The 24,926-nt window shown below is 62.3% G+C and carries 24 protein-coding genes; 15 read left to right on the plus strand and 9 right to left on the minus strand.

Going from position 1 to position 24,926, the window contains the following annotated elements:
• Nucleotides 1–453: 453 nt before the first annotated feature.
• Nucleotides 454–3,348: an excinuclease ABC subunit UvrA gene (gene uvrA, locus KIT02_RS02310; RefSeq protein ID WP_297581767.1), complete on the minus strand. Its 2,895-nt coding sequence runs from the start codon at nt 3,346–3,348 to the stop codon at nt 454–456.
• 253 nt (nt 3,349–3,601) lie between these two features.
• Here uvrA and KIT02_RS02315 point away from each other — a divergent pair, with 253 nt between their 5' ends.
• Both KIT02_RS02315 and ssb read left to right on the plus strand, forming a co-directional pair.
• Entirely contained in the window at nt 3,602–4,126 is a 525-nt protein-coding gene (locus KIT02_RS02315; RefSeq protein ID WP_297581769.1) for a YcxB family protein, read from the plus strand.
• Between the two features lie 218 nt (nt 4,127–4,344).
• Nucleotides 4,345–4,854, plus strand: coding sequence for a single-stranded DNA-binding protein (ssb, locus tag KIT02_RS02320; protein WP_297581771.1), 510 nt, complete (start codon nt 4,345–4,347; stop codon nt 4,852–4,854).
• Nucleotides 4,855–4,874: 20 nt separating this feature from the next.
• On the opposite strand, the gene KIT02_RS02325 is transcribed toward ssb, so the two are convergent.
• From KIT02_RS02325 to KIT02_RS02340, 4 genes are all read right to left on the minus strand, one after another.
• Nucleotides 4,875–6,065: a diguanylate cyclase gene (locus tag KIT02_RS02325; RefSeq protein ID WP_297581773.1), complete on the minus strand. Its 1,191-nt coding sequence runs from the start codon at nt 6,063–6,065 to the stop codon at nt 4,875–4,877.
• Between the two features lie 176 nt (nt 6,066–6,241).
• Nucleotides 6,242–6,772 (minus strand): hypothetical protein, encoded by a 531-nt coding sequence (locus tag KIT02_RS02330; RefSeq protein WP_297581775.1) that lies wholly within the window; start codon nt 6,770–6,772, stop codon nt 6,242–6,244.
• Between the two features lie 145 nt (nt 6,773–6,917).
• Nucleotides 6,918–9,296: an efflux RND transporter permease subunit gene (locus KIT02_RS02335; RefSeq protein WP_297581777.1), complete on the minus strand. Its 2,379-nt coding sequence runs from the start codon at nt 9,294–9,296 to the stop codon at nt 6,918–6,920.
• Between the two features lie 469 nt (nt 9,297–9,765).
• Entirely contained in the window at nt 9,766–10,647 is an 882-nt protein-coding gene (locus KIT02_RS02340) for an NAD(P)H-binding protein (RefSeq protein WP_297581779.1), read from the minus strand.
• A 151-nt stretch (nt 10,648–10,798) separates the two neighbouring features.
• Here KIT02_RS02340 and KIT02_RS02345 point away from each other — a divergent pair, with 151 nt between their 5' ends.
• The 5 genes from KIT02_RS02345 (at nt 10,799) to gyrA (ending at nt 16,552) form a co-directional block, all read left to right on the plus strand.
• On the plus strand, nt 10,799–11,212 hold the full coding sequence (locus tag KIT02_RS02345) for a helix-turn-helix domain-containing protein (RefSeq protein WP_297581781.1): 414 nt from the start codon (nt 10,799–10,801) through the stop codon (nt 11,210–11,212).
• Between the two features lie 273 nt (nt 11,213–11,485).
• Complete coding sequence (locus tag KIT02_RS02350; protein WP_297581783.1) at nt 11,486–12,085, plus strand: helix-turn-helix domain-containing protein; 600 nt, start codon at nt 11,486–11,488, stop codon at nt 12,083–12,085.
• Nucleotides 12,082–13,317 carry an MFS transporter gene (locus KIT02_RS02355; protein WP_297581785.1) on the plus strand — a complete coding sequence of 412 codons (1,236 nt, stop codon included), beginning with the start codon at nt 12,082–12,084 and terminating at the stop codon, nt 13,315–13,317. The genes KIT02_RS02350 and KIT02_RS02355 overlap by 4 nt, the downstream gene beginning before the upstream one ends.
• Before the next feature lie 8 nt (nt 13,318–13,325).
• Nucleotides 13,326–13,685 (plus strand): bleomycin resistance protein, encoded by a 360-nt coding sequence (locus KIT02_RS02360; protein WP_297581788.1) that lies wholly within the window; start codon nt 13,326–13,328, stop codon nt 13,683–13,685.
• Nucleotides 13,686–13,780: 95 nt separating this feature from the next.
• Nucleotides 13,781–16,552 (plus strand): DNA gyrase subunit A, encoded by a 2,772-nt coding sequence (gene gyrA, locus KIT02_RS02365; RefSeq protein WP_297581791.1) that lies wholly within the window; start codon nt 13,781–13,783, stop codon nt 16,550–16,552.
• A 260-nt stretch (nt 16,553–16,812) separates the two neighbouring features.
• On the opposite strand, the gene KIT02_RS02370 is transcribed toward gyrA, so the two are convergent.
• From KIT02_RS02370 to KIT02_RS17570, 3 genes are all read right to left on the minus strand, one after another.
• Nucleotides 16,813–17,670: an SIR2 family protein gene (locus tag KIT02_RS02370; protein WP_297581794.1), complete on the minus strand. Its 858-nt coding sequence runs from the start codon at nt 17,668–17,670 to the stop codon at nt 16,813–16,815.
• Complete coding sequence (locus tag KIT02_RS02375) at nt 17,667–18,659, minus strand: ParA family protein (RefSeq protein WP_297581797.1); 993 nt, start codon at nt 18,657–18,659, stop codon at nt 17,667–17,669. Before KIT02_RS02375 ends, KIT02_RS02370 begins: the two co-directional genes overlap by 4 nt.
• 628 nt (nt 18,660–19,287) lie before the next feature.
• Entirely contained in the window at nt 19,288–19,632 is a 345-nt protein-coding gene (locus KIT02_RS17570; protein ID WP_366520599.1) for a Scr1 family TA system antitoxin-like transcriptional regulator, read from the minus strand.
• On the opposite strand from KIT02_RS17570, the gene KIT02_RS17575 reads away from it, so the two are divergent.
• The 8 genes from KIT02_RS17575 (at nt 19,516) to KIT02_RS02415 (ending at nt 24,309) form a co-directional block, all read left to right on the plus strand.
• Nucleotides 19,516–19,818, plus strand: coding sequence for a GNAT family N-acetyltransferase (locus tag KIT02_RS17575; RefSeq protein ID WP_366520600.1), 303 nt, complete (start codon nt 19,516–19,518; stop codon nt 19,816–19,818). The two genes, KIT02_RS17570 and KIT02_RS17575, sit on opposite strands and share 117 nt — an antisense overlap.
• A 71-nt stretch (nt 19,819–19,889) precedes the next feature.
• Nucleotides 19,890–20,384: a pantetheine-phosphate adenylyltransferase gene (gene coaD, locus KIT02_RS02385; RefSeq protein WP_297581803.1), complete on the plus strand. Its 495-nt coding sequence runs from the start codon at nt 19,890–19,892 to the stop codon at nt 20,382–20,384.
• Nucleotides 20,381–20,968 (plus strand): peptidylprolyl isomerase, encoded by a 588-nt coding sequence (locus KIT02_RS02390; RefSeq protein ID WP_297581805.1) that lies wholly within the window; start codon nt 20,381–20,383, stop codon nt 20,966–20,968. Before coaD ends, KIT02_RS02390 begins: the two co-directional genes overlap by 4 nt.
• A gap of 132 nt (nt 20,969–21,100) precedes the next feature.
• The gene (locus tag KIT02_RS02395) at nt 21,101–21,613 is read left to right on the plus strand and encodes a peptidylprolyl isomerase (protein WP_297581808.1); all 513 of its coding nucleotides are present in this window, start codon (nt 21,101–21,103) and stop codon (nt 21,611–21,613) included.
• A 103-nt stretch (nt 21,614–21,716) separates the two neighbouring features.
• Complete coding sequence (locus tag KIT02_RS02400; RefSeq protein WP_297581810.1) at nt 21,717–21,986, plus strand: hypothetical protein; 270 nt, start codon at nt 21,717–21,719, stop codon at nt 21,984–21,986.
• Nucleotides 21,987–22,097: 111 nt separating this feature from the next.
• A complete protein-coding gene (locus tag KIT02_RS02405) occupies nt 22,098–22,547 on the plus strand; it encodes a DMT family transporter (protein ID WP_297581812.1) in 450 nt (149 codons plus the stop codon).
• Nucleotides 22,548–22,606: 59 nt separating this feature from the next.
• Nucleotides 22,607–23,686 (plus strand): tRNA preQ1(34) S-adenosylmethionine ribosyltransferase-isomerase QueA, encoded by a 1,080-nt coding sequence (gene queA / locus KIT02_RS02410; RefSeq protein WP_297581814.1) that lies wholly within the window; start codon nt 22,607–22,609, stop codon nt 23,684–23,686.
• On the plus strand, nt 23,683–24,309 hold the full coding sequence (locus KIT02_RS02415) for an exopolysaccharide biosynthesis protein (RefSeq protein WP_297581816.1): 627 nt from the start codon (nt 23,683–23,685) through the stop codon (nt 24,307–24,309). Before queA ends, KIT02_RS02415 begins: the two co-directional genes overlap by 4 nt.
• 147 nt (nt 24,310–24,456) lie before the next feature.
• On the opposite strand, the gene KIT02_RS02420 is transcribed toward KIT02_RS02415, so the two are convergent.
• Nucleotides 24,457–24,891 carry a hypothetical protein gene (locus KIT02_RS02420; protein ID WP_297581819.1) on the minus strand — a complete coding sequence of 145 codons (435 nt, stop codon included), beginning with the start codon at nt 24,889–24,891 and terminating at the stop codon, nt 24,457–24,459.
• Nucleotides 24,892–24,926 lie beyond the last annotated feature (35 nt).

Here is a 24,926-nt window from a genome sequence, read left to right on the forward strand (position 1 = left end):
TCGGACGGAAAAGGCTCAGCGGTCAAAAAGGGACCGCGTCATTTTGGAGAAGTCCGGGCCGGAAATCCCCAATAGGTCGGCATCTCGCGTAGAGGGAACATCCATCTCCCGCAAAGTCTGCCTGATGTCGACAAGGCGCTTGATGCGCCAGACGGCTCGTACAAACATGGGTCCAATTTCCCTGTTGCTGTTGCAGCACGGCGGCGAAGATGCCGCGATTTGGCCCAGGGGTCCATGACCTATACGTCAACAGCATCATGCACTCCATGCATGACGATTTCATCCTACCGTCGCAATTGCCTGTTTTTTGGCAATGCCCATCTGTTAAGCAGATGATATTGCACGGCTTTCACCACCCGGCCTTGGCGTTAGCGCATTGTCAGCACTTGGCGCGAACCACGTGAAAAGGCCGGCGCCCCTTAGGCGCCGGCCCAAAAACGTGATCGAAATGGCTTACTCGGCGGCGCGCGTGGCGTATTCCGGGCGGCGGGCCATGACTTCCTTGAGGAAGCTGCCGGTATGCGAGTGCGGATTGGCGGCCACTTCCTCGGGCGTGCCTATGGCAACAACTTCACCACCGCCATCGCCACCTTCGGGGCCCATGTCGATGATCCAGTCCGCGGTCTTGATGACCTCAAGATTGTGCTCGATGACCACCACGGTATTGCCGCCCTCGACCAGCTCGTGCAGCACATCGAGCAATTTGGCCACATCGTGGAAATGCAGGCCGGTTGTCGGCTCATCGAGCATGTAGAGCGTGCGGCCAGTGGCGCGCTTGGACAGCTCCTTGGAGAGTTTTACGCGCTGCGCCTCGCCGCCCGAGAGCGTCGTGGCCGGCTGGCCGATCTTGACATAGCCCAGCCCGACCCGCTGCAGCGTCGCCAGCTTATCGCGAATGACCGGGACGGCCGAGAAGAACTCGACGCCTTCCTCGATGGTCATGTCGAGCACGTCGGAAATCGACTTGCCCTTGAACTGGACCTCCAGTGTCTCGCGATTGTAGCGCTTGCCCTTGCAGACGTCGCAGGTGACGTAAACGTCGGGCAGGAAGTGCATTTCGATCTTGAGGACGCCATCGCCCTCGCACTTCTCGCAGCGCCCGCCCTTGACGTTGAACGAGAAGCGGCCTGGCCCATAACCACGGGTTTTCGCTTCCGGCAGGCTGGCGAACCATTCACGCAGCGGCGTGAAGGCCCCCGTATAGGTGGCCGGATTGGACCGCGGCGTGCGGCCGATGGGGGACTGGTCGATGTCGATGACCTTGTCGAGATATTCGAGACCCGTCAGGCTTTCATGCGGGGCAGGGACCACGCGCGCGCCGTTCAGACGCCGGGCGATGGCCTGATACATTGTGTCGATCATCAGGGTCGACTTGCCGCCGCCGGAAACGCCGGTGATGGCCACGAACATGCCGAGCGGCACGTCGACGGACACATTCTTGAGATTGTTGCCGGTGGCGCCACGAACCGAAAGCGTCTTGCCCGCCTTGCCCTCGCGCCGCTCGGCCGGCAGCGGAATGCCCATGCGGCCGGAGAGATACTTGCCGGTCAGGGAATCGGGGTGGTTGAGAATATCCTGCGGCGTGCCCTCGGCGACGATGCGCCCGCCATTGACGCCGGCACCCGGGCCAATGTCGAGGACATAGTCCGCAGTCAGGATCGCATCCTCGTCGTGCTCAACCACAATGACGGTATTGCCCAGGTCGCGCAGGCGCTGCAGCGTTTCGAGCAGGCGCGCATTGTCGCGCTGATGCAGGCCAATGGAGGGCTCGTCGAGCACGTAGAGCACGCCGGTCAGGCCCGAGCCGATCTGGCTGGCGAGACGAATGCGCTGGCTCTCGCCGCCCGAGAGGGTGCCCGAATTGCGCGACATGGACAGATATTCGAGCCCGACATCGTTGAGGAATTTCAGGCGCTCGCGAATTTCCTTGAGGATGCGTTCGCCGATCTGGCTCTGGGTGGCATTGAGCTTGCCGGATAGATCATTGAACCACTGCGAGGCCTGGCGGATCGACTGTTCGGTGACCTGACCGATATGCAGGCCATCGATCTTGACCGCCAGCGATTCCGGCTTCAGCCGGTAGCCGCCGCAGGCTACGCAGGGCTTGGCCGACATGTATTTCTCGATTTCCTCGCGCATGCCGGCGCTCTCGGTCTCCTTGTAGCGCCGCTCAAGATTGCCGATGACGCCCTCGAAGACCTTGGACGTCTTGTATTGCCGCAGGCCATCGTCATAGACGAAGTCGATCTTGGTCTTGTCGGTGCCGTAGAGAACGGCGTGCTGCACATCGAGCGGCAGCTCGTTCCAGGCGGTGCCGGTCGAGGCCCCGAAATGCTTCACCACGGCCTGCAGGGTCTGCTGGTAATAGGGTGCACTGGTCTTGGACCAGGGCAGGATGGCCCCGTCGCGCAGGGACAGGGTGGCATCGGGAATGACCTGATCGGGATCGATCTTCTGCTCGGTGCCCAGACCATCGCAGACCGGGCAGGCGCCGAAGGGATTGTTGAAGGAGAACAGGCGCGGCTCGATCTCGGCTATGGTGAAGCCGGAAACCGGGCAGGCGAACTTTTCCGAGAAGGTGATCTGGCGCGGGGTGCCGTCCTCGTTTTTTTCGTCGGCGAACTCGATGAGGGCGATGCCCTCGGCCAGTTTCAGCGCGGTCTCGAAACTTTCGGCCAGGCGGCCGGAAATATCCCGGGATATGACCAACCGGTCCACCACGACCTCGATGTCGTGCTTGAACTTCTTGTCGAGGGCCGGGGCATCCTCGATTTCGTGATACTCGCCATCGATCTTGACGCGCTGAAAGCCCTTGCGCATCAGATCGGCCAATTCCTTCTTGAACTCGCCCTTGCGGCCGCGCGCGATGGGCGCAAGGAGGTAAAGACGGGTGCCGTCTTCGAGCTCCAGGGTGCGGTCGACCATCTGGCTGACGGTCTGGCTTTCAATGGGCAGGCCCGTGGCGGGCGAATAGGGAATGCCGACGCGTGCATAAAGCAGGCGCAGATAATCGTAGATTTCCGTAACGGTGCCGACCGTCGAGCGCGGATTGCGCGAGGTGGTCTTCTGCTCGATGGAAATGGCGGGCGACAACCCCTCGATGTGCTCGACATCGGGCTTCTGCATCATTTCCAGGAACTGCCTTGCATAGGCAGACAGGGATTCGACATAGCGCCGCTGGCCTTCGGCATAGATCGTGTCGAACGCCAGAGACGACTTGCCCGAGCCGGAAAGCCCCGTCATCACGATCAGGCTGTCGCGCGGCAGCTTGACGTCGATGCCCTTGAGATTGTGCTCGCGGGCGCCGCGCACGACGATTTCGCAGTTGAGGCTGGGCTTGTCGGTCATTTTCGGTCCATATGCGTGTCGCGCGGGGAGGGCGGCAGGCGAAGGCCAAGAGATAGGGCTTCGACGGATGGCCCGCAAGTCAACTCACCGCCTCATCAGTGAACGTAACCAGAACATGAGGGAGTCGGTCAAGCCGGGTTTACGCAGACCTGCTGACAGGAGGAGTCAGGAGGGGATTGCCGGGCCCAAGTCTGGACATGACCATGTGGCAATCGGCATTGACCGACAGGGCGTTAGCGCGACAGGAGCAGGAATGGATCGCAGCACGACTTTCACCATGAGCAAGGATGACCTGATGAGCGCAGGCCGCCGGGCGGTGTTTTTCAGTCTCAGCCAACGGCGCACGATGATCCGGCTCGGACTGCTGTGGCTGGCGGCACTGATCATCGTCATCGGCATATTCATGTTGGCGCGGCCGGGGCGCTATGACCTGCTAGGCATTCTGCCGATCGCCTTGCTGATCGCCACCACCGCTGCAGTGGTGGCACCGACCGTCCTGCCGCTGATCAGCCTTCCTATGGTCATCAGGCGGCGCTTCGCGCAGGACGCCACGCTCCGCCGTCCGCTGACCATGAGCTGGACCGACACGCATTTTCGGGCCGAAACAGAAGGGCTGAGCAATAATCTGCCCTGGGCGGACTATGTGAAATGGGCCGAGGGCAAGGAACAGTTCCTGTTCTTCCTCTCGGACTACAACTACCAGATCCTGCCAAAGCGGGTGCTCACCGAAGCGCAGGTCACCGATATCAGGGCTGTGATCCAGGCCGCACGCGATTAGAGCCGGCGATCTGCGCGGGCGGGATTGACGCCGATCAGATTAGAACATAAGAAGAACAAACGAATATGTTCAAAACTGCTTTTCCCCCGGCCAAGCCGTTCGGAAAGGACTATGCTGCGCGCCATGCGGATGGGCGCGCCGGGCCCGGAAAGACGCAGCATGAACAGGAAGCGCCCCGCGACCGCGCAGACCGGGGCTGAATTGGAAGGAATGGTGCCATGGCTGGCAGCGTGAACAAGGTCATTCTGGTGGGCAATCTGGGTGCGGACCCGGAAGTGCGCAACCTGCCCAATGGCGGCAAGGTGGTCAATCTGAGCGTCGCGACGTCGGAAAGCTGGAAGGACAGGAACACCGGTGAACGCCGCGAGAAGACCGAGTGGCACCGCGTGGTGATCTTTTCGGAGGGCTTGACCCGGGTCGCCGAAAGCTATCTGCGCAAGGGCAGCAAGGTCTATCTTGAAGGCCAGCTGCAGACCCGCAAATGGCAGGATCAGTCAGGCCAGGACAAATACTCGACCGAAGTCGTGCTGCAGGGTTTCAACTCCAACCTGACCCTGCTCGATGGCCGCAATGACGGCGACAACGCCGGCGGCGGCTTCCGGGGCAATGACGATGGTGGCTTCCGTGGCGTCCGTGACAATTCGGGCGGCAATGGCGGCGGGCGCCGGCCCTCCAGCAATGCCCCGGCCTTCGAGCCCGGCGGCATGGACGACGATATCCCGTTCTGATCGGCGCGAGCTTCGCCGACCTAGGCGGCGAATTGCCGCCAGGTGCCGCGACCGGCTGATTTCGCGGCATAGAGCGCCGAATCCGCATTGCGATAAAGGGTGTCGGCATCCTCGCCGCCGCGCCGCGCCAGGCCAAGCGAGGCGCCCAGCTTGATCGATTGGCCACCCAGGACAAAGGGTCTGGCGAAGGTCTGAACCAGCTGATGGGACAGGTGCTCGAGCGCGGCCTGGTCGGTTTGCTGCAGCACGATGGCAAATTCGTCGCCGCCAATGCGGGCAATGGTGGCCTGGCGCGGGCAGACATCGCGCAGCCGGCGCGCTGTTTCCACCAGGCACGCATCGCCGGAGGCGTGGCCGAGCGTGTCGTTGACCTGCTTGAACTTGTCCAGATCGAGCAGGAGCAGGGCGCAGTTGCGCGCCGCCTGATCGGGGTGGCAAAGGTCGTCGAGCCGCTGCTGGAACAGGCTGCGATTGGCAAGCCGTGTCAGGCTGTCGGTTTCGGCCAGTTCCCGGGTCTGCGCCGCCAGCTGGCGCTCTATGGTGACATCGCGCTTCATGCCGAAAATACTGGTCGCGCGGCCATCCTGGCTTTCGACCGCCGCCGTGATGCGGATCCACTTGTGGCGGCCCGAGGGGGTGACGATCTCCGCATCGATGGTGAATTCGCCCAGATTGGCTATGGCATCGGCGCGCGCCTTCTGCATGAGCGTGCGGGAAGCGGGTTCGTACATTTCAAGGATCTGCTCGCGCCGGACTTCGGATTCGCGCGGCAATTCAAACAGGTCATAGACGCCATTGGTCCAGATCAGGGATTCATCGGGCAGGCTGCACGACCAGGCGCCGATCTGCGCCGTTGCCGAGGCACGGTCGAAAATGGACCGGCGCCGCTGATCGGCCTGGCGCAGCCGCGCAAAGGTTGCGTGCGTCACAAGTTCGGTGGTGCGCGCCAGCAGCATGTTGGCATCGCGCGGCCGCCACCGCCTGTTGTCCCAGAGCACCAGCCAGAGTGGCGTGGCCATATCGAGCGCCGGCACGGGGACGATGACCGACAGCTTGCCGGCGCGGCCGCCCGGCCCATGAACGACCTGGCCAATGGCTGTCAGCAGCTTCAATTCCGGACGTGCCGGCATGCCCAGGGAGCCGATCCAGCTGCCATCGGCGCGCATGAGCCCACAGGCCGCCACACCCGAACAGGCGCGCAGGCGAGCCAAAAACGCTTCCGAAAACGATGCAAACATCGTCTGCGCGTCAAGAAGGGACGATGAAGCGCGAATGGACGACTGAGGCATGGGCTATTCTCCGCCGCACAGCCTAACCAGCGCCCGTTAAGACAATGTAATAGAAAAGAAAAAGGCGGCCGAAGCCGCCTGGTTCAATGTGTCGCCGATCAGCGCGAAAAGGGCACTTCGGCGCGCAGGCTGTCGCCGGATTCGACGTAAACGACTTCGAAGACGACCTTGATGGCGTCACCGGCCAGCACGATCTGGGCCGAAATGTTCATGTCCTTGCCTTCTTCATCCGGCGTGCGTTCGCGCAGGTTGAAGATGAGGTTGTTGCCGCGCTTCTGGCCGACCGCGATGCCGCTGAACGTGGCATTGGAGGTCATGGCCGCCTCGAAGCGCCGGCTCTGATCGATATAGGCCATGGTGCCGGCAACGGACAGATTGGTCCCGGCCATGGTGCAGCGGCCGTTGTAATTGACCTTGTCCTGGTTGCCCTGGGTCAGGGCCAGGCGGCAGACGACCGATTCCGTGCTGGCCCCCACCAGCGTGCCGCGCCCGCGCCAGTCCCCGATATAGGACTTGAGCAGGGCGACGTCGGCCGGAGCGGCCATGGCCGGACCTGGGCCGGCGGCGAATGCAGTCAGCAGGAGACCTGCCAGTGCGCCAGCACGGGTCAGGGGTCCGAATTTCGTCATGGCGTTGCGCCTCCTAGAATACAGAACATGCCCCCCGGCAGGTTCGTCCCCGGCATGGCTGCGGCGCGCCGCCCCACCCGAAATTGACATTGAATCAGCGCGAAAATGTAGCCTTTTCCGCCCCTTTCAGGCAAGCGGCTGCGCATCACATGGATGTGGTGCCCGGCCGGCCCGTGCTGGTGTCTCCGGTCGGATCGTCCGGCGTGGCCACATGGTCGGCCGTCTGCACCTTGAGGCGCGACAGCGTGTCGAAAAATGCCCCCCCCGCCACCAGCAAAGCCGGCAGGATGAAGAGGTCGCCGACCAGCGCCAGCACCAGCGACAGAACGAACAGCGTGCCGAACAGGGCGACCTGCGGCAGATCGGAGAAGGCAACGATGATGGTGCCGGCGCACAGGATCACGGTGGTGGCGACAATGGCCCCGCCGATACGGCTCATGGTGTGGCGCACCGAGTCGATATGGGCGCGATGTTCCTCGCGGCGGCCGTGCACGTAATGCGACAGCATGTGAATGGTGTCGTTGACGGCCACGCCAAAGGCAATCGTCAGCGCCAGCATGGTGGTGAGCTGCAGGCCGCCATGGCTGAACCACAGCCAGGCGATCGTGCCCAGGATCGGAAACATGTTGGGAATGGCCGAGACCAGGCCGACGCGCCAGGAGCCGAAGGCCAGCCCGATCAGGACAAGGTTGAGCACGATGCTGGTGGCCAGTGAGATCTGCAGCGATGTGACGATGTCGTCGGTGGCGAATGTGGTCAGCACGCGGAATCCGCCGACCTCGACTTCGCCGATCCCCTCGGCCGCAATGCGGCTTTCGATACGGGCCACGGTATCCTTGAGCGCCTGGCTTTCGACGATGGTGGGCATGAAGCCGGTGACCAGGGCCTGCCCGCCATCGTCGGTGACGAAGCGCTTGCGCATGAACGGGCCGACGGCGTTGAACACCTCTTCGCGGGTAAAGCCGCTTTCGGTGTAATTGGTGAGGCTGGCTGCGGAGATGACCTTGTTCTCGCCCAGCTCGGACTCGACGATGTCGTGAACCTTGCGAATGGTCTCGAAATCTTCCGGGCCCACATTGGGGTCCATTTCCTTGAGCGGCACCTGCACATAGATCGGCGCCACGCCGCCCACGCCCTGGTCGATGCTCTCGGCCGCCATCAGGGCCGAGGAATCCTTGGTCATGTAGTCTTCAAAGGAGAAACGGGGCTGGATGAGCCAGGCGGGGATCATCAGAGCGATGGTCAGCACGATGGCCAGGACGGCGATCGGCCGGCCGAAGCGGGTCGCCAGGGCCAGCGCCGCCGGAACCGGGGCATTGAGGGCGAAATTGGGTGCCTTGGGCAGCTTGAAACCCAAGCGCAGCGCAGCCTTGAGCAGCAGGGGCATGACGGTCATCAGGCACAGGAACATGATGACGCAACCGGCAATGCCGGCCAGCGCAAATTCCTGCACGCCCTGACCCGGCGAGAAGTAGAGAGAGGCAAAGGCAACGATGGTGGTGAGCGTCGTCAGCGACGTTGCCGGGCCGACCAGCTTCAGCGTCGCATCCACGGCCTTGTGCGGCTCCATGCCGTCGCGCCAATAGGCCAGCCAGTTGAAGACGAAGAACATGGATTCGGCAAAGGCCATCACCAGCACCAGGGTGGTGACGATGATGGTGAGGAACGAGAAGGACCCGAACAGCATCAGGATGGTGCCGATGGACCACATGACGGCAATGAACGGCGTGGTGGCGACCAGGATGGCGCCGGGCAGGGAGCGCAGGGCGAAGAGGGCGATGAGCGCGCCCAGGCCAAACCCGTAAATGGTGAACTTGATCTGGTCGTCGACGGCGGCATTGAGCATCTCCGAGGTCCACACGGGCGGACCGGTGATCTCGATGCTCAATTCGCCACCCTGATAGGGCGCAATGGTGGCTCGGAGGTTATCGATCATGGCCTTGGCGCCATCGGCGCGCACCATATCCTGATTGGGGAAGAGGATGAGCACCACGCCATCGAGATCGGGCGTGATCAGATTGCGCATCATCGGATCGTTCTGCTGAAGATCCATGAGGGCAAAAGCGACTTCGTCTCCTGTCTGCATCCCTTCTGGTACGGCCGGCACCGAGCCGCCGCTGCCATCCGGCTTGCGCAGGGTGAAGGGCGACATGGTGCCCACGGCGTAGTCGCTGAGCTCGAGATCGAACGCGAGGTTGCGAACCTGCTCGATGATCTCAGGGTCGACGAGCCGCGGCGAGTTCACCAGAACATAGATGTCGTTCTCGAAGGTGCCGAAGGTCTGCGACAGCTTTTCGTAGGCGTCGTAGTGGCGGCCGGAATGGGCATAGACCCGCAGCAAATCGCCATCGACATTGGCGCGCGGCACCTGCCACAGCGCCAGGATCGAAAAGGCGAGCACCGCCAGAGCCATGATGCGGGGAAAGCGAAGTGTGGTCAGGCCGACATATTCAAGTCCGAACCCAATCGAGCGCTTGTAAACAATGCGGTCGATCACGCGCTTAAAAATAGAATCAGACGACACCAGAACCCGACTCCCCCGTTGGGCCGCAACAGGGCCGTTTTACTACGGGTTTACAGGGCTTGCGTCCAGTTTACGCGGACCGCCCGCCGATTTGTGGCGGGCGATCCGGCATGAATGTGGCATCAAGGCGACAGTGTTGCCACTGGCCGGGTGCGTTTGGGGGGCAGAGAGCAAGCTCCGTCCGGTGCTTGCCAGAGATCCGGAGATGGATCCCGGCCTGCGCCGGGATGACATCGGGGAAGGCGGGCCATAACGGCTGGGCCGCGGGGTGAACGCTTAGACCACTTCACGATAGGATTGAAACGACGGAGCCTTTCCCTTCTCCCCTGAGGGGAGAAGGTGGCGCGAAGCGCCGGATGAGGGGTTCACACTCACGTGTTTGCCGAGAGGCATTCACCCCTCACCCCATCCCTCTCCCCCGAGGGGAGAGGGGGCGATGAAGGCGATGGTTCAGTCTAAGGGTGAACGCCTAGTTGCCGAAGGCGGCCGCTTGCGTGCGGATGAAATCGGCAAAGGCCTGTGGCTTGCGGCCGGAATATTTCTCGACCACCGATGTCACGACGCCGTGGTGGCCCGTCACCGCATCGCGCTGGAAAGCCACAAGGGCCTCCGCAAAGCCTTCCGGCAGGCCGGAAGCAACCATGCCGGCCTTGAGGTCGGCCGGGGCGAGTGCGACGAGCGTGACGGACTTGCCCGATACTTCTGCGAAGAGGGCAGCGCGTTCGCTGTTCCCGACCGGTGCAGGGCCGGTGACGTCTTCAACCGTGTTGCCTTCGGCAGTGAGCAGGGCCCCGGCGGCGGTGCGGGCCGCATCGATGCGGGCGACATAACTGGTGCCCCTGTCGCCGACGAGGCCGAAAAGCTGCCCGCTCGCGGCCGCGCCCGGGCCGTCCATGAGATTGTTTTCCGCATACATGTGGTTACGCAGGATGGTGAACCCGAGACCGGAATTGGCAAGCGCCACCTCCGTCCAGAAATGCTCGGCACCGAGGCCGGCATCGGCATCGGGCCGGGCGGCAGGGGCAGACGTATAGACCACGTGTTTGACGCCGGCCGTCTTGGCCGCAGCGATGGCGGCCGTCTGCTGGGCAACGCGCTTGCCGATGCCATCGGTCGAAACGATCAGGGCGCGTTCGATGCCGGCAAAGGCCGTGGCAAGGGTTGCGGCGTCGTCAAAGTCGAGCCGGCGGATCTCGACGCCGCGGGCGGCCAGATCGGCGAGCTTGGACGGATCGCGCGTGCCGGCAACGACGTGCTTTGCACCGCGCGCCAGCAATTCCTCAACGGCCAGGCGGCCGAAATTGCCGGAGGCTCCGGTGACGAGAAGGGGGGCGTTCGAAAATGTGGTCATCAGGCACTCCTTTGCTGGACCGAACCATTGCCTGCCTTGCGCTGGGCTACGGCAGAGAGTAAGTATCGAATGGTAAGTGCCTATCTAGTCGCTGCCCGCATGGCTGAAAAGGAGGCACTTTTTCGGTCGAACGTTACCTGGAGGTAAGTCCATGCAGTCTGGCCTGGCCGCTGCCGAAATCTATGTCGAACGCTGGAACCAGGCGACCTCAGGCGCTGCCAGTGGCCCTTGTCCGGTACGGGACGTGCTCGACAAGATTGGCGACAAATGGAGCATGTTGCTGGTGATGACCCTGGCTTCGGGCGCAAAGCGCTTCAACCAGCTGCATCGCGACGTTCCCGACATTTCCCAGAAAATGCTGACGCAGACCCTTCGCGATCTGCAGCGCGACGGTCTGGTGGCCCGGCAGGTGTTCGACACCAAGCCACCATCGGTTGAATATCGCCTGACCCCGCTCGGACATTCGCTGATTGTTCCTTTTGGTCATCTCATCGAATGGGCCAATGAGAGCATTCCCGATATAGCCGCGTCTCGCATGGCGTTCGATGACGTGGCCACGGCCTGAGAGTTCCTCGACACTCCAAACTTGGGCTCGCTTGCTCCCGCGCGGCCAATTCGCCAAGGCATCTTGGTCGTTGATTCTAAAGACTAAACGCTGTCTGGGGCCATTCTGGCATTCGGAGATGGATCCCGGCCTGCGCCGGGATGACATCAAGATTTGGACGCGCCATTGGTTTGCCAGTAAGCGAAAACTGCACCCAGATTAGTTTGCAAACATATGTTTGCAAAGAAACGTTTGTGATATAGTCTGCCCCGCAGAATATGCGGAGGCACGATCATGGGCGAAAAGCGAAATGTCAGCCGGATAGAGCCCGGCGCCATGGCGTTGCGGGCCCTGGCGCATCCGCAACGCATGCGTATGCTCGGCCTGTTGCGCGTCGATGGACCGGCGACGGCAACGAGCCTTGCGGCCCGGCTCGGTCTCAACTCCGGGGCGACCAGCTACCATCTGCGGCAATTGGAACGGCATGGCTTCATCGAGGAGGATGCCGGGCGCGGCAATGCCCGCGAGCGGTGGTGGAAGGCGAGCCACGAGTCGACGATCACCTCGACCTCCGGCGCCGATGAAGACGCAGTCGACGCCGCGGTGGCCTTTGGGCAGGCGGCGTTGCAATGGCAGGCGACGCAGATGCAACGTGCGCTCGACCGGCACATGCAATTGTCGCCGCAATGGCGTGAAGCTTCGACTGCCAGTGACTTCATCATCCCCATGACCCCCGGCCAGGCCAAGGCCCTGACCGAGCGTCTCATGGCGGTGCTCTGGGAAGCCAAGGAAGCGGCGCCGGAACTGGGGGGCGAATACCCCGAGGGCGTGGAGCCGGTGACCGTGATCCTGCACAGTTTTCCATGGCCCGGGGACGAGGAGGGCGGGGCATGAGCCGCCATGGCCCGCTGGCCGCTGTGGCTGCCGCGACGGTGTTCTCGGTCGGCGGCACGCGCCTCTCGGTCATCGCCATACCCTGGCTGGTTCTAACCCTGACAGGGAGCCCGGTGCTGACCGGGCTCGTCGGCTTTGCCGAATTGCTGCCCTATGTGCTGGTCAAGGCGCTGTCCGGCCCGCTCATCGACCGGCTCGGCGCGCGGCGCGTGGCGATCTGGTCCGACGGGCTGTCGACCATTGCCGTATTGCTGGTGCCGCTGAGTTTCTGGCTCGGATGGCTCTCGGTCTGGGCGCTGCTGCCGGCCGTGGCCGTGATCGGCGCCCTGCGGGCCCCGGCGGACACGGCCAAGCAGGCCCTGACCCCCGATATTGCAAAACTCTGCGCCGTGCCGCTGGAGCGCGTCACCGGCATCATGGGCGCCAGTGACCGGCTGGCCGGCACATTGGGTGCGGCCGCGGGCGCCGCACTGATCGGCTTCATCGGGCCGGTCCCGGCTCTGCTGGTCAACGCGCTCGGCTTTGCAATGTCCGGTATCATTCTGGCCGTCGGGGTTCCCCCCGCCGGAGTGGCGGGGGCAGCCGGCGCCACCGGCCCGGCACCGGCCGGCTATGTCACTGCTTTTCGCGATGGCTGGGGCGTGCTGCGGCGCGACCCGGTTCTGGTCAGCCTGGTGATCATGATCGCTTGCACAAATCTGTTCGACCAGGCCTATGCCATCGTGCTGTTGCCGGTGTGGGTCAAGACATCCGGGCTGGATGTGGCCTGGGTCGGGATCCTGCTGGCGACTTTCTCCGGTGGCGCCATTGCCGGGGCTGCCATCGCAGCGGCCATCGGCAGCCGATTGCCGCGATTGATTGTCTATACGGTGGGTTTTATCTGCGCCGGACCTGTCCCCTATGTCCTTCTGGCACTGAGCGTGCCGCTGCCGGTTGTCATCGGCGTCTTCGTATTCAGCGGGTTCGCGGCCGGATTTATCAACCCGATCATCGGCGCCATCCTGTTCGAGCGCATCCCTGGGCCTATGGTTGGGCGGGTCATCGCGCTGGTTGGGGCGCTGGCATGGACGCTGATGCCATTTGGCGGGCTATATGCTGGCGTACTGGTGGAGAGTTCCAATATTCAGACTGGTCTGCTCGTATCGGCAGCGCTCTATTTTCTCGCCACACTGGCGCCCGTCTTTGTACCGAGCTTCAGGCAGATGAACAGACAGCCCGTTGCCGCACAGTGAGTTGAACGATGCCCGACCTGGCCACGCCGAACCTGCCATCCCGTAACTTTGACGTTACCGAAAAATTCTATGCCGCGCTGGGCTTCGAGCGGCATTGGCGCGACGATGGCTGGATGATCCTGGGGCGGGGCGATCTCTTGATCGAATTCTTCGCCTTTCCCGAGCTGGACCCGGCGACCAGCTCATTCAGCTGTTGCCTGCGTCTTGACGATCTGGACGCTTTTTACCGGACCTGCCGCATCGCAGGTCTGCCGGAGCAGGATAAGGGCTGGCCACGGTTGCATCCTCCCAGGCAGGAGGCCTGGGGTGGGCGTGTGGGGGCGCTGATCGATCCAGACTGCACGCTGCTCCGCCTCATCCAGAACTGAACCTATTCTCTCCACAGGTGAAATCCCCGCAAAATTGGCATTTGCAGCCGGAATCGCCTATCTATCGGTCACGAAAACCAACGTAGAATCACCCCGTGACAGATACGCCTGAAGATGTGAGCGGCCCGGCGCCGTCCTCCGACATCGCCCCGATCTATATCACCGACGAAATGCGCAAGAGCTATCTCGATTACGCCATGAGCGTGATCGTCAGCCGCGCGCTGCCCGATGTTCGGGACGGGCTGAAGCCGGTGCATCGCCGTATCCTGTTCTCGATGAGCGAGAATGGCTACGAGTACAACAAGCCGTTCCGTAAATCGGCCCGCGTGGTCGGCGACGTGATCGGTAAGTATCACCCCCATGGCGACAGCGCGGTCTATATGGCGCTGGTGCGCATGGCCCAGGATTTCTCCATGGGCCAGATGCTGGTCGAGGGCCAGGGCAATTTCGGTTCCGTGGACGGCGATATGCCGGCCGCCATGCGTTACACCGAAGTCAGGATGCAGCGGATCACCAATTCGCTGCTCGATGACCTCGACAAGGACACGGTCGATTTCCGCGACAACTATGACGGCTCCGAGCGAGAACCGACGGTGTTGCCGGCGCGGTTCCCCAACATGCTGGTCAATGGCGGCGGCGGTATCGCGGTGGGCATGGCCACCAATGTGCCGACGCACAACCTGGCCGAAACCATCAATGCGGCGCTGGCCGTGCTCGACAACCCCGCCATCCTTACCGAGGAACTGCTTGAACACCTGCCGGGCCCGGATTTCCCGACGGGCGGCATCATCCTGGGCCGGGCCGGCATCCGGCAGGCCTATGAGACGGGCAGGGGCTCGATCATCATGCGCGGGCGGACCTCGATCGAAGAGGTGCGCAAGGAACGCGAAGCCATCGTCATCACCGAAATTCCTTACCAGGTGAACAAAGCGGCGATGGTCGAAAAGATCGCCGAACTGGTGCGCGACAAGCGCATCGAAGGCGTGGCCGACCTGCGCGATGAATCCAGCCGCGAGGGCATGCGCGTCGTCGTCGAGGTCAAGCGCGATGCCTTGCCCGACGTGGTGCTGAACCAGCTCTACCGGTTCACGCCGCTGCAGAGCTCGTTCGGCTGCAATTTCGTGGCGCTCAATGGCGGCAAGCCGGAGCTTATGAATCTCAAGCAGATTCTGGATGCCTTCATCACCTTCCGCGAAGAGGTGGTGACGCGGCGCGCCCGGTTCCTGCTCAACAAGGCCCGCGACCGCGCCCATGTGCTGGTCGGCCTTGCCGTGGCCGTCGCCAATATCGATGAGATCATCGCCCTGATCCGCACTGCGCCCGATCCGGCAACGGCGCGCGAACAGCTGATGACCCGCCGCTGGCCGGCGGCCGATGTCGAACCGCTGATCCGGCTGATCGACGATCCGCGCCACCGCATCAACGAAGACGGCACGTTCAATCTTTCCGAAGAACAGGCCCGCGCCATTCTCGAACTGCGCCTGGCCCGGCTGACGGCGCTGGGCCGCGACGAAATCGGCGAAGAACTGAACGGCCTGGGCGCTGAAATCGAGGATTATCTGGACATCCTGCGCTCGCGCGAACGGGTGCGCGACATCATCCGGCAGGAACTGGAAGACATCCGCGAGCAGTTCGGTTCGGCTCGCCGCACCGAAATTTCCGACCACGCCGCCGATTTCGACGACGAGGACCTGATCGCCCGCGAGGACATGGTCGTGACCGTCAGTCACGCCGGCTATATCAAGCGCGTGCCGCTCTCGACCTACCGGGCGCAGAACCGGGGCGGCAAGGGCCGCTCGGGCATGGCCACCCGCGAGGAAGATTTCGTGGCGCGGCTGTTCGTCGCCAATACCCATACGCCGGTGCTGTTCTTCACTAGCCGGGGCATTGCCTATAAGCTCAAGGTCTGGCGGCTGCCGCTTTCGGCAGCCAATGCGCGCGGCAAGGCGCTGATCAATATCCTGCCGCTCGAACAGGGCGAACGCATCACCTCGATCATGCCGCTGCCGGAGGACGAAACCTCCTGGGGCAATCTCGACATCATGTTCGCCACGACGCGCGGCACGGTGCGTCGCAACTCGCTGGCCGATTTCGTCGAGGTGCGCCAGAACGGCAAGATCGCCATGAAGCTCGACGAGGGCGATGAAATCGTCGGCGTGGAAACCTGCACGGTCAACAATGACGTGCTGCTGACCACCGCGCTCGGCCAGGCCATCCGCTTCCGCGTCGATGACGTGCGCCTGTTCAAGGGCCGCGACTCCATGGGCGTGCGCGGCATCCAGTTGGCCAGCGGCGACCTGGTGATCTCCATGGCGGTGATCAACCATTCCGACGCCACCGCCGAGGAACGGGCCGCCTATCTCAAGATGAGCCGCGCGGTGCGGGGCGAGGCCGAGACCGAGGAGGCCGGTTCGGACGAGGCCGATGTCGTGGCCGGCGCCCTCAGCCCCGAACTCTATGCGGCGATGAGCGCCACCGAGCAGTTCATTCTCGCCATTTCCGAGAATGGCTACGGCAAGCGCACCTCGAGCCACGAATACCGCATCACCGGGCGGGGCGGTAAGGGCATCGTCGCCATGGCGGTCAACAAGCGCAACGGCAATCTCGTCGCCAGCTTCCCGGTGGAAGACGACGACCAGATCATGCTGATCAGCGACGGCGGGCAGACCATCCGCCTGCCGGTGGGCGGCGACAAGCCGATCCGCATCGTCAGCCGCGGGTCGCAGGGCGTGATCGTCTTCGACACGGCCGAGGACGAAAAGGTGGTCTCGGTCGAACGCATCAGCGAGCCGGAAGGCGAAGAAGGCGACGAGCCCGACGCACCGGAGGCGCCCGACGCACCGCCGGAAAGCCCGGCGACGGAATAAAAAAGAGGCGCTTCGGCGCCTCTTTTGGTTTGGGGGGTGTGTGGCGGAGGAGGGGTGGCTTGCGGACTGTCTGCTTCTGGGCAGGGGGACTGGGAAAGCCGCCGTTCAGGTGCCCACACACTTCGACTGCAATGCGCCCCGTTCAGGACACTGCATGTGCTGCGCGCGGATCTGCCGGAGCTCAATTTCCGGGGCGTCGAAGATGCGGAAATGTCCCCGGTCGGCGAGGAAGAGGAAGCTTACGGCGTAGGCGGTACCCGCTAGACGTGGACTGGCTGCGCGGGCACCTGATCCATCACGCTGGCGAGCTCTCTGAGCGAATCGACCAACGCTGCATGATTATCCTTTGGATCATAACACAAGCACTTCAAATTCCGATTAGCCCGCAAAGACTTCACCATGTCGGGCGCGATGCGGGACGAGGTAACAAGATAATGTGGTCGCGAATTTGGAAAGTTGAAGCGCTGGTTTTCCAGAAGCATTGTCAGGTCGGGGTCCGATATCCCGCAGCCGACAATAAGAAAAGTGTGCGACAGCAAACAGGCATCCAGAACGTCGTAGAATGCCGAGTGCGCCACTCTGGCTTTCGCATAGTCGTGATTTGAGAATATCAGTTCACTTGGATGATCAATCGATCCATGAACCTTTATGATGTGAGTTCGGTCTTCGCGAAGAAAATTATGCACATCCTGATCTGAGTGCTTTTTTATCGTGACCAACCCTCCAGTCTCGGCGATGACATAGTTTTCGAATATTTGGTCAAAATTAGGCGTGAGATATATTCTTTGATCCAAATTGAAGATCAGCTTGTGTATCTCAGATGGTGTATAGCCCGGGTCGATAAAGCACTCCCTGAGAAAGGGCTCCCACTCCTCTTCCATCCGGCTTTTGATCCACTCGCAGGCGTGTAGGAGATCATTGCCGCTGATTGCCCGCTTGATGTGAGCGGTACCCTTCTTCTCAACTTTCGCCAAACCCCTTTCAAGGAATTCGTTCCAAAGGGGTGGACGCGTATTTCCGTCCTTGCCGACGGAGTTTTTGCTTACGCCGCTACCAAGGAAAACGACGACCCGTCTTGATAGAAGATCGCGCTTCAGTTGCTCTGGCCATGCGATCATATGAGGCCCACCCGGTCGAGTATCTCTTCTGCAACGATGCCGAAGGTCTCCTTGGCATCCTTTACTTTAGAGAAGTGGGCACCCCTCACGCCATCACCCGCTTTTAGGCCGAACACTGGAGCCCGGGCCGATTGCGACATGGGGATCAGGCTGTGGAGGTTGGGAATTGCGCCCAGCAGGTAGTGACCAATTTTGTTGGGCGAGGGAGCGACCGTTGAGAGTTCCGATGCAACGATACTTTCGAACTGCTTCATGATTTTCTCATAAGCGTTCACAGCTCGCTTTGTACCAGAGCCATCCGTTTTGGCGATGTAGTGCTGAGATGCATAGCCTAGGAAGCCTAGGCTCCTAGCCAGATTTGTCCCCACATCGTCTGGATCATCAACATTCTCTACCCCGACATTCCATTGCTTTCGCCACCGAGACATCCAAGCGGCGATGTTGTCGATCGCTTTCACGCTAAAGATGTCGATGGACATCGGTGCTACAAAGTAGTCGCTTGCCAGCAACACAGCGCGATTGATCGACCCAAGGGAGGGACCTACGTCGAAAAACACTAAGTCGTAATCGTCGCAACGCTTCATGAGTTCGGCAAACATCAGTGTAGTTCGCATGCCACGTGGATCGCCGCCGATCGCCGAACCCCAATCCTTTGCGAGCAAATCTTCCGTCAGGGCGAGCCTGGGATCGCCAGGCAACACGTCGACACCGAAACGTGGGCTTTTGGTAACGGTGAGTTCTTTGCTGTAGCCTTTGCCTAGCGAAAGAGGACGTATGACGTTGTGGATGGTGAACGATGATGTCTCTTCGTAAAAATACGCGAGTTTCTTATCATCGAACATGTACTGCGTGGCATTGCACTGAGGGTCTGCGTCGATAACTAAGACCTTAAGTCCATGTTCTTCCGCTGCATAGGCAGCGACGTTGCAAAGCAGCGTGGTCTTGCCGACGCCTCCCTTGTTATTGAAGAACGCGATTGATGTCGCCATTTCACCCTCCGGGACACTCGTCTGAACCGTGATAGCGGAATCTAGATTTGATTCAAGCCAAGGACTTAGTCCGTTTGCCTGTCCACCGAAGTGCTCCCTGGCGCGCTGTAAGAATTACAAATCAGTTGCTTCAGACCGAGAAGGATGTTCGCCTATAGAATAAGGCAAATAGTTCACTTCGTAGAGCCTAAGGTGGCTTGTCCGCTGTCGACGGCATTTTGACAAAAACCGCTAGTCCCCTTCCGACCCTAACATGCCGATATATGGGCATCGTGGGAATGACAGCTTTCGGGAGGCTGTCAGCAAATATGGAATGATAAAAATGGGGTCGAAAAGCTGACCTGTTGCGCTATTTCACAACAGTCCCTCGGTTCAAGACCTTGGGTGACGCTCAATGGTGGTGGACCGATGCTTGTTCCGGCCGTGCCAGATGTGTCTGCCGTTTGGCATGAGAACTGTCGGACCGTGGCGCACCCGTCAGGGGTTGAAACCAGAGGTTCCCGCTTTCGCGGGAATGACCTGGTGGGTGTTGGGATGCCGTCGTGGGATGCGGGAATGCTGAGGCGCAGCGTTTCCGATGTGGCATCCTGCGCACCGGCACGGCCTGTGCGTTTGGTGGCGCAATGGGCTAGTGACCCGGTGCAGGTGATGATGCGGGAGGTGTGACGGCATGGCAGTGGACGAAGAGGCTCAAGTCGACATCCTCGACCTGCGCGATGCGCCGCAGGTGGTCGACCTGGTTGCCGACCGCATCTGGCGCGCATGGTGGGCGCCGGAGGGCCGGTCGCTGGAGGATGTGCAGGTGGCGCTCGGGGCCGTGGTGGCGGCGCAGGGTTTTCCGTTCACGCTGGTGGCGATGCGCGCGGGGCGGTTCGTGGGGACGGTGACCAGCATCATGGACGATATCGGCGCGCGGCCGGACTGGGGGCCGTGCCTGGCGGCGCTGTGGGTCGAGCCCGATGCGCGGGGGCAGGGGATCGGTGCGGCACTGGCGGAGGCGCTGATGGCCCGGCTGGCCGGGCTGGGTTTCGAGCGGGTCTATCTGTCGGCCAAGCCGCATATGCGGGACTATTACCTGCTGCGCGGCTGGACCATGATCGACAGCGATATCGACAAGGATCGCCAGGACGTTTTCCTGCGGCTCCTGCCCCGGCAGTAAGCCGCCCGCCGCCTCGCTTGCCAAATCGCCGGACAGCATGACAAAACCTATGCACCAATAAGGGGGAGCACATGCACGGATTGGTCGGCTTTTATCCGGGATCGTTCGATCCGCTGACAAACGGGCATCTCGATGTCATCGAACGCGCCTGCAAGCTGGTGGATACGCTGGTCGTGGCCGTCGGCATCAGCGCCACCAAGAAGAACCCGCTGTTCACGCATGAGGATCGCATCGCCATCCTCGAACAGGTGCTGCCGGCCATCGGGTTGCGCACCAATACCGAATTCAGGATTGTCGATTTTTCCGGCCTCATGGTCGCGGCGGCGCGCGACAATGGCGCCAAGCTGATCATCCGCGGCCTGCGCGACACCACCGACTACAATTATGAAATGCAGATGGTGGGCATGAACGCGCAGATGGCGCCGGACCTGCAAACGGTTTTCCTGCCCTCCAGCCCGCCCGTGCGGCATATCTCGGCCACATTGGTGCGGCAGATCGCTGAGATGGGTGGAGACATTTCCGCCTTCGTTCCGCCAATCGTCCTCAAGGCTATTCAGAACAAATGACCCAGATCACCCGTCGTACCTTCGCAGCCCTCGCTCTGGGCGCGGCCCTTGTCGCGGCCACGCCGCTCCTGGCCCAGGACGGCACGCCGCACTTGATCCTGACGCTGGAAGACGGCGTGGTGGATATCGAGCTCCTGCCCGAAATCGCTCCCAAACATGTCGAGCGCATCGTGACCCTGACCGAAGAGGGCGCCTATGACGGGGTGGTGTTCCACCGCGTGATCGATGGCTTCATGGCCCAGACCGGCGATGTCCGCAACGGCAAGTCGGACAGCCCGGACTATAACCTGCAGTTGGCCGGAACCGGCGGTTCGGACCTGCCCAATGTCGAAGCCGAGTTCAATGCCGAGAGTTTCCAGCGTGGCGCCGTCGGCGCGGCCCGATCGCAGGACCCGAACTCGTTCAACTCCCAGTTCTTCATCACGACGGCCGATGCCAGCTTCCTCGACGGGCAGTATACGGTGTTCGGCAAGGTCGTGTCGGGCATGGAAGCCGTCGACGCGCTGGAAAAGGGCCCGCAGGAGCGCAATGGCGCGGTCGAAAACCCCGACAAGATCGTCAGCGCGGTGATCGAGTACAAGTAACGCGGATCTGGGGGATTCCCACGATTGCGGGAATGCTCCCGATGTGGGGCGAACGGCGCAGCCTGCCTTGCGCCGGGCGCTCATTGGCCTTACATCCGGGCCACGATTTTTCTGCAAACAAGGTTTTACGCCATGGCCTATGCCGATCCCGAAAACACTCTCGTCATCGAAACCACCAAGGGCAATGTCGTCATCGCCATGAAGCCCGAGGTCGCGCCCGGCCATGTCGAGCATATCAAGAAGCTGGCCCGCGAAGGCGCCTATGACGGCGTGGTGTTCCACCGCGTGATCGACGGCTTCATGGCCCAGACCGGCGACGTCAAGTTCGGCAATTCCAACCTGACCGACTTCAACCCCTCGCGCGCCGGCACCGGCGGCTCGAAGTATCCGAACCTGAAGCAGGAATTCAACGAGACCCCGCACAAGCGCGGCACCGCCTCGATGGCCCGCGCCCAGGATCCGAACAGCGCCAATTCGCAGTTCTTCATCTGCTTTGCCGATGCGCCTTTCCTCAACCGGCAGTACACTGTCTGGGGTGAAGTCATCGAGGGCATGGAGAATGTCGACCAGATCAAGCGCGGCGAACCCGTTATCAACCCGGACAAGATGGTTTCGGTCAAGGTTGCGGCCGATATCGCCGAGTAAGCTGGCCGCTGTCAGTTTTGCTGCAAGCATTGCCCTCGCATCGCCAGCCCTGGCGAGCGGGGGCATTTTTTGTGAAGGCGAGGGGGCGTCGATCGAGATCGCCATGGGCCGGCTGGTCGTGATGCAGGTGATCGGCGCATCGGCCGAGATCGGCGGCGTGGCCTATGTCACCGGACCGGAGCGCGGCACGGGCAAGCCATTCGTCATCGGCCAGGCCTTTGCCGAGGGCGACGCGATCATGGCCGATTTCGTCGACCCCAATTTCGAGCGCATCCTGGTGAGCCTGCGCGTGACCTGGGATGGTTCGGAGAGCTGGACCGGTACGCTGTTCACGCCGGACCTGACTGTTCCCGTGACCTGCTGGGAAGGGTAGAGGCGGCTGGCACTACCCTGGTGAGGCCTTGACGGCCCGGGGCGGGACGGGTCACCCCTTGCTGCCTGCAGACCACCGTTTGAGTCTGCCGAGCTGGGTGTTGCCTTGAAAATGGATAGTGTTCTCTGGGCGCTGATGGGCGTCATCGCTGGAGCTTGCGTTGCCGCGCAGGCGCCGATCAATGCCAGTCTGGGGCGGGCGCTCGAGGTGCCGATTGCGGCGGCGGCCGTGTCGTTCCTTGCCGGTGGCGTGGTGCTCTGGGTGCTGGCATTCCTGTTCAGCCAGCTTTCGGCGACGCCGATCAACTTTGCGGCCCCCGCCGCCTGGACATTCGTTGCCGGTGGCCTGCTCGGGGCCTTCTACGTGTTTTCCAACCTGACGCTGACCCCGATCATGGGGGCGGCAGCGGTGATGGCGCTTTCGGTGACGGGCCAATTGCTGGCCGGATTGTTCCTCGACAAGATCGGCTTCATGGGCATGGCGGTGCGCGAACTATCGGTCGGCCGCATTGCGGGGGCTGGCTTTCTGGTGCTCGGGGCGGTGATGATCCGGGTGCTCTAGCAACCGGCTGAGTGGATTGGCCGTTCACCTCGGCAAGGCCACATGCTAACGAGCCGTCCATGCGCGTTACAGAATTCGACTTCGATCTGCCCGAAAAACTCATTGCACTGCACCCGGCCGAGCCGCGGGACAGCGCCCGCCTGCTGGTGGTGCGGCCGGGCGAACCGCTTGCCGATCAGCACATTCCGGACCTGCGCACGCTGCTCAGGGCAGGCGATGTTCTGGTGGTCAACGACACACGGGTGCTGCCCGCAGAGCTCAAGGGCACACGGCTGCGGGGCGAGAACCGGGCCAATGTCTCGTTCAATCTGCACAAGCGCGTGGACGCCCATACCTGGCGCGCCTTTGCGCGTCCGGCCAAGAAACTGGCTTTGCTGGACCGGCTCGAACTGGGCAATGGCGTCGGCGAACCTCTGATCGCAACCGTGGCCGGGCGCGGCGATACCGGTGAGGTAACGCTGGAATTCGCGCTCGGCGGTGCCCAACTCGATGAAGCCATCAAGGCGCAGGGCGCCATGCCGCTGCCGCCCTATATCGGGGCGAAGCGCGCGGTCGAGGAGCGGGACAAGACCGACTACCAGACGGTCTATGCCGCCGAAGACGGTGCCGTCGCGGCTCCTACTGCGGGCCTGCATTTCACCGAAAAGCTGCTGCAGGATCTCAGCGACATGGATGTGGCCATGGAACGGGTGACGCTACATGTGGGGGCAGGGACCTTTCTGCCGATGAAGGTGGACGACACCGAAGACCATGTCATGCATTCGGAATGGGGCGAACTCGACCAGGCCACGGTCGAGCGGATCAATGCCCGCCGCGCCGCCGGTGGGCGAGTGATCGCGGTGGGTACCACCAGCCTGCGCCTGCTCGAAACCGCATCGCGAGCCTCGGGCGAATTGCGCCCGTTCATCGGCGACACCGACATCTTCATCACTCCCGGCTTCCGGTTCCGGACGGTGGACGTGCTGATGACCAATTTCCACCTGCCGAAGTCGACGCTGTTCATGCTGGTGAGCGCCTTCAGCGGGCTCGATACCATGAAGGCAGCCTATGCCCATGCGATCGCCCAAGGTTACCGGTTCTATTCCTACGGGGACTCGTCGCTGCTGCATCGCGCGCCCCATCCCGAGGACGATGCGTGACGGCACGCCCGTCGCCGATCACCCGCTATGCGCGGCGCATTTCCTCGGCGCTGCGGCGGGCGGCGGATACTGATCAGTCGCACCTGACGCTGACCGGGCTGATCGACCTGCTCGGAGCCCGGGCGCACCGGCTCTTGCTGCTGGTCGTCTCGCTCTTCAACATGCTCCCCGGGCCACCCGGATATGGCGGGGCCATAGCCTGGACCACCTGTGCCATTGCCCTGGCCATGCTGCTCGGCAAGCCGATCCGGTTGCCGCGCTTTCTCGGCAAGCGAAAGCTGCCGCTCGATCTTCTGGTGCGCGCCAGCGAGCAGGTGGTGAAGGTGGCCGGCATCCTCTCGCGCTTCTCCCGGCCACGATTGCGCTGGCTGACCAGTGCGGCGGCCAATCTGCCCTATGCGCTCCTGGTGATGGCGGTCAGCGTCGTGATGTCGCTGCCGATCCCCTTCATCAATGCCATCCCCAATGTCGGCCTCTGCATCATCGCCTTTTCCATGCTGAACCGCGACGGCGCCGGGGTTGTCGTCGGGCTGGTGGCCACTGCAATCGGCCTCGTTGTTGATGCAGCGATCATCTTCGGGGTGTTCCGCCTGGGCATGGCGGCCTGGGGGTCGATGGGCTGAATTACTCGGATCAAGGGTCGGATACCGAGAAAGTACGGCGAATTTACCCCTCACCCCGTCCCTCTCCCCGGAGGGGCGAGGGGGCGACGGAGCCGGTATGTCGGTTTACAGGCGAAGCACTCCTGGGTCTAAAGTGACGGCGTTTTTCTATAGTCCTGCGGCGTCATGCGCGACGGTGCCGGAGAAGCCGCAGGCAGCGCCGTGATAGTAGAGGCAGCCCTGCTGTTCTTCGAGGACGAGCGAGCCGTCGTCGTTAAAACGCAGGGTGACCTCGCAATAGCGCTGGTTGAAGCCCGACGTTTCCTCTTCGGGGTCGTAGCCTTCGTTCTCGGTGGAGAAGGTGCCGCCTTCGGCGGTCAGGGCGACCTCGCCGGAAACGCCGCCGGCGCAACCGCCACCCAGATCGGAAATGGGAACGACGGTGCTCAGGGACAGCTTGTACACATCACCGTCGAGATGGGAGAGGTGCAGTTCCAGTTCACCCTCGCCTTGCCCTGTCCACAGGCCCTCATAGTCCTGCGCCAGCGCCGGGCTGGAAACAAAAGCAGCGACCGTGGCCGCGACCAGGATGGAACGAAACATGCAAGCACCTCTCAAGTCACAAGAATGCGTGCATC

Origin of the sequence: Devosia sp. (assembly GCF_025809055.1) — a bacterium.
GTDB lineage: Bacteria > Pseudomonadota > Alphaproteobacteria > Rhizobiales > Devosiaceae > Devosia.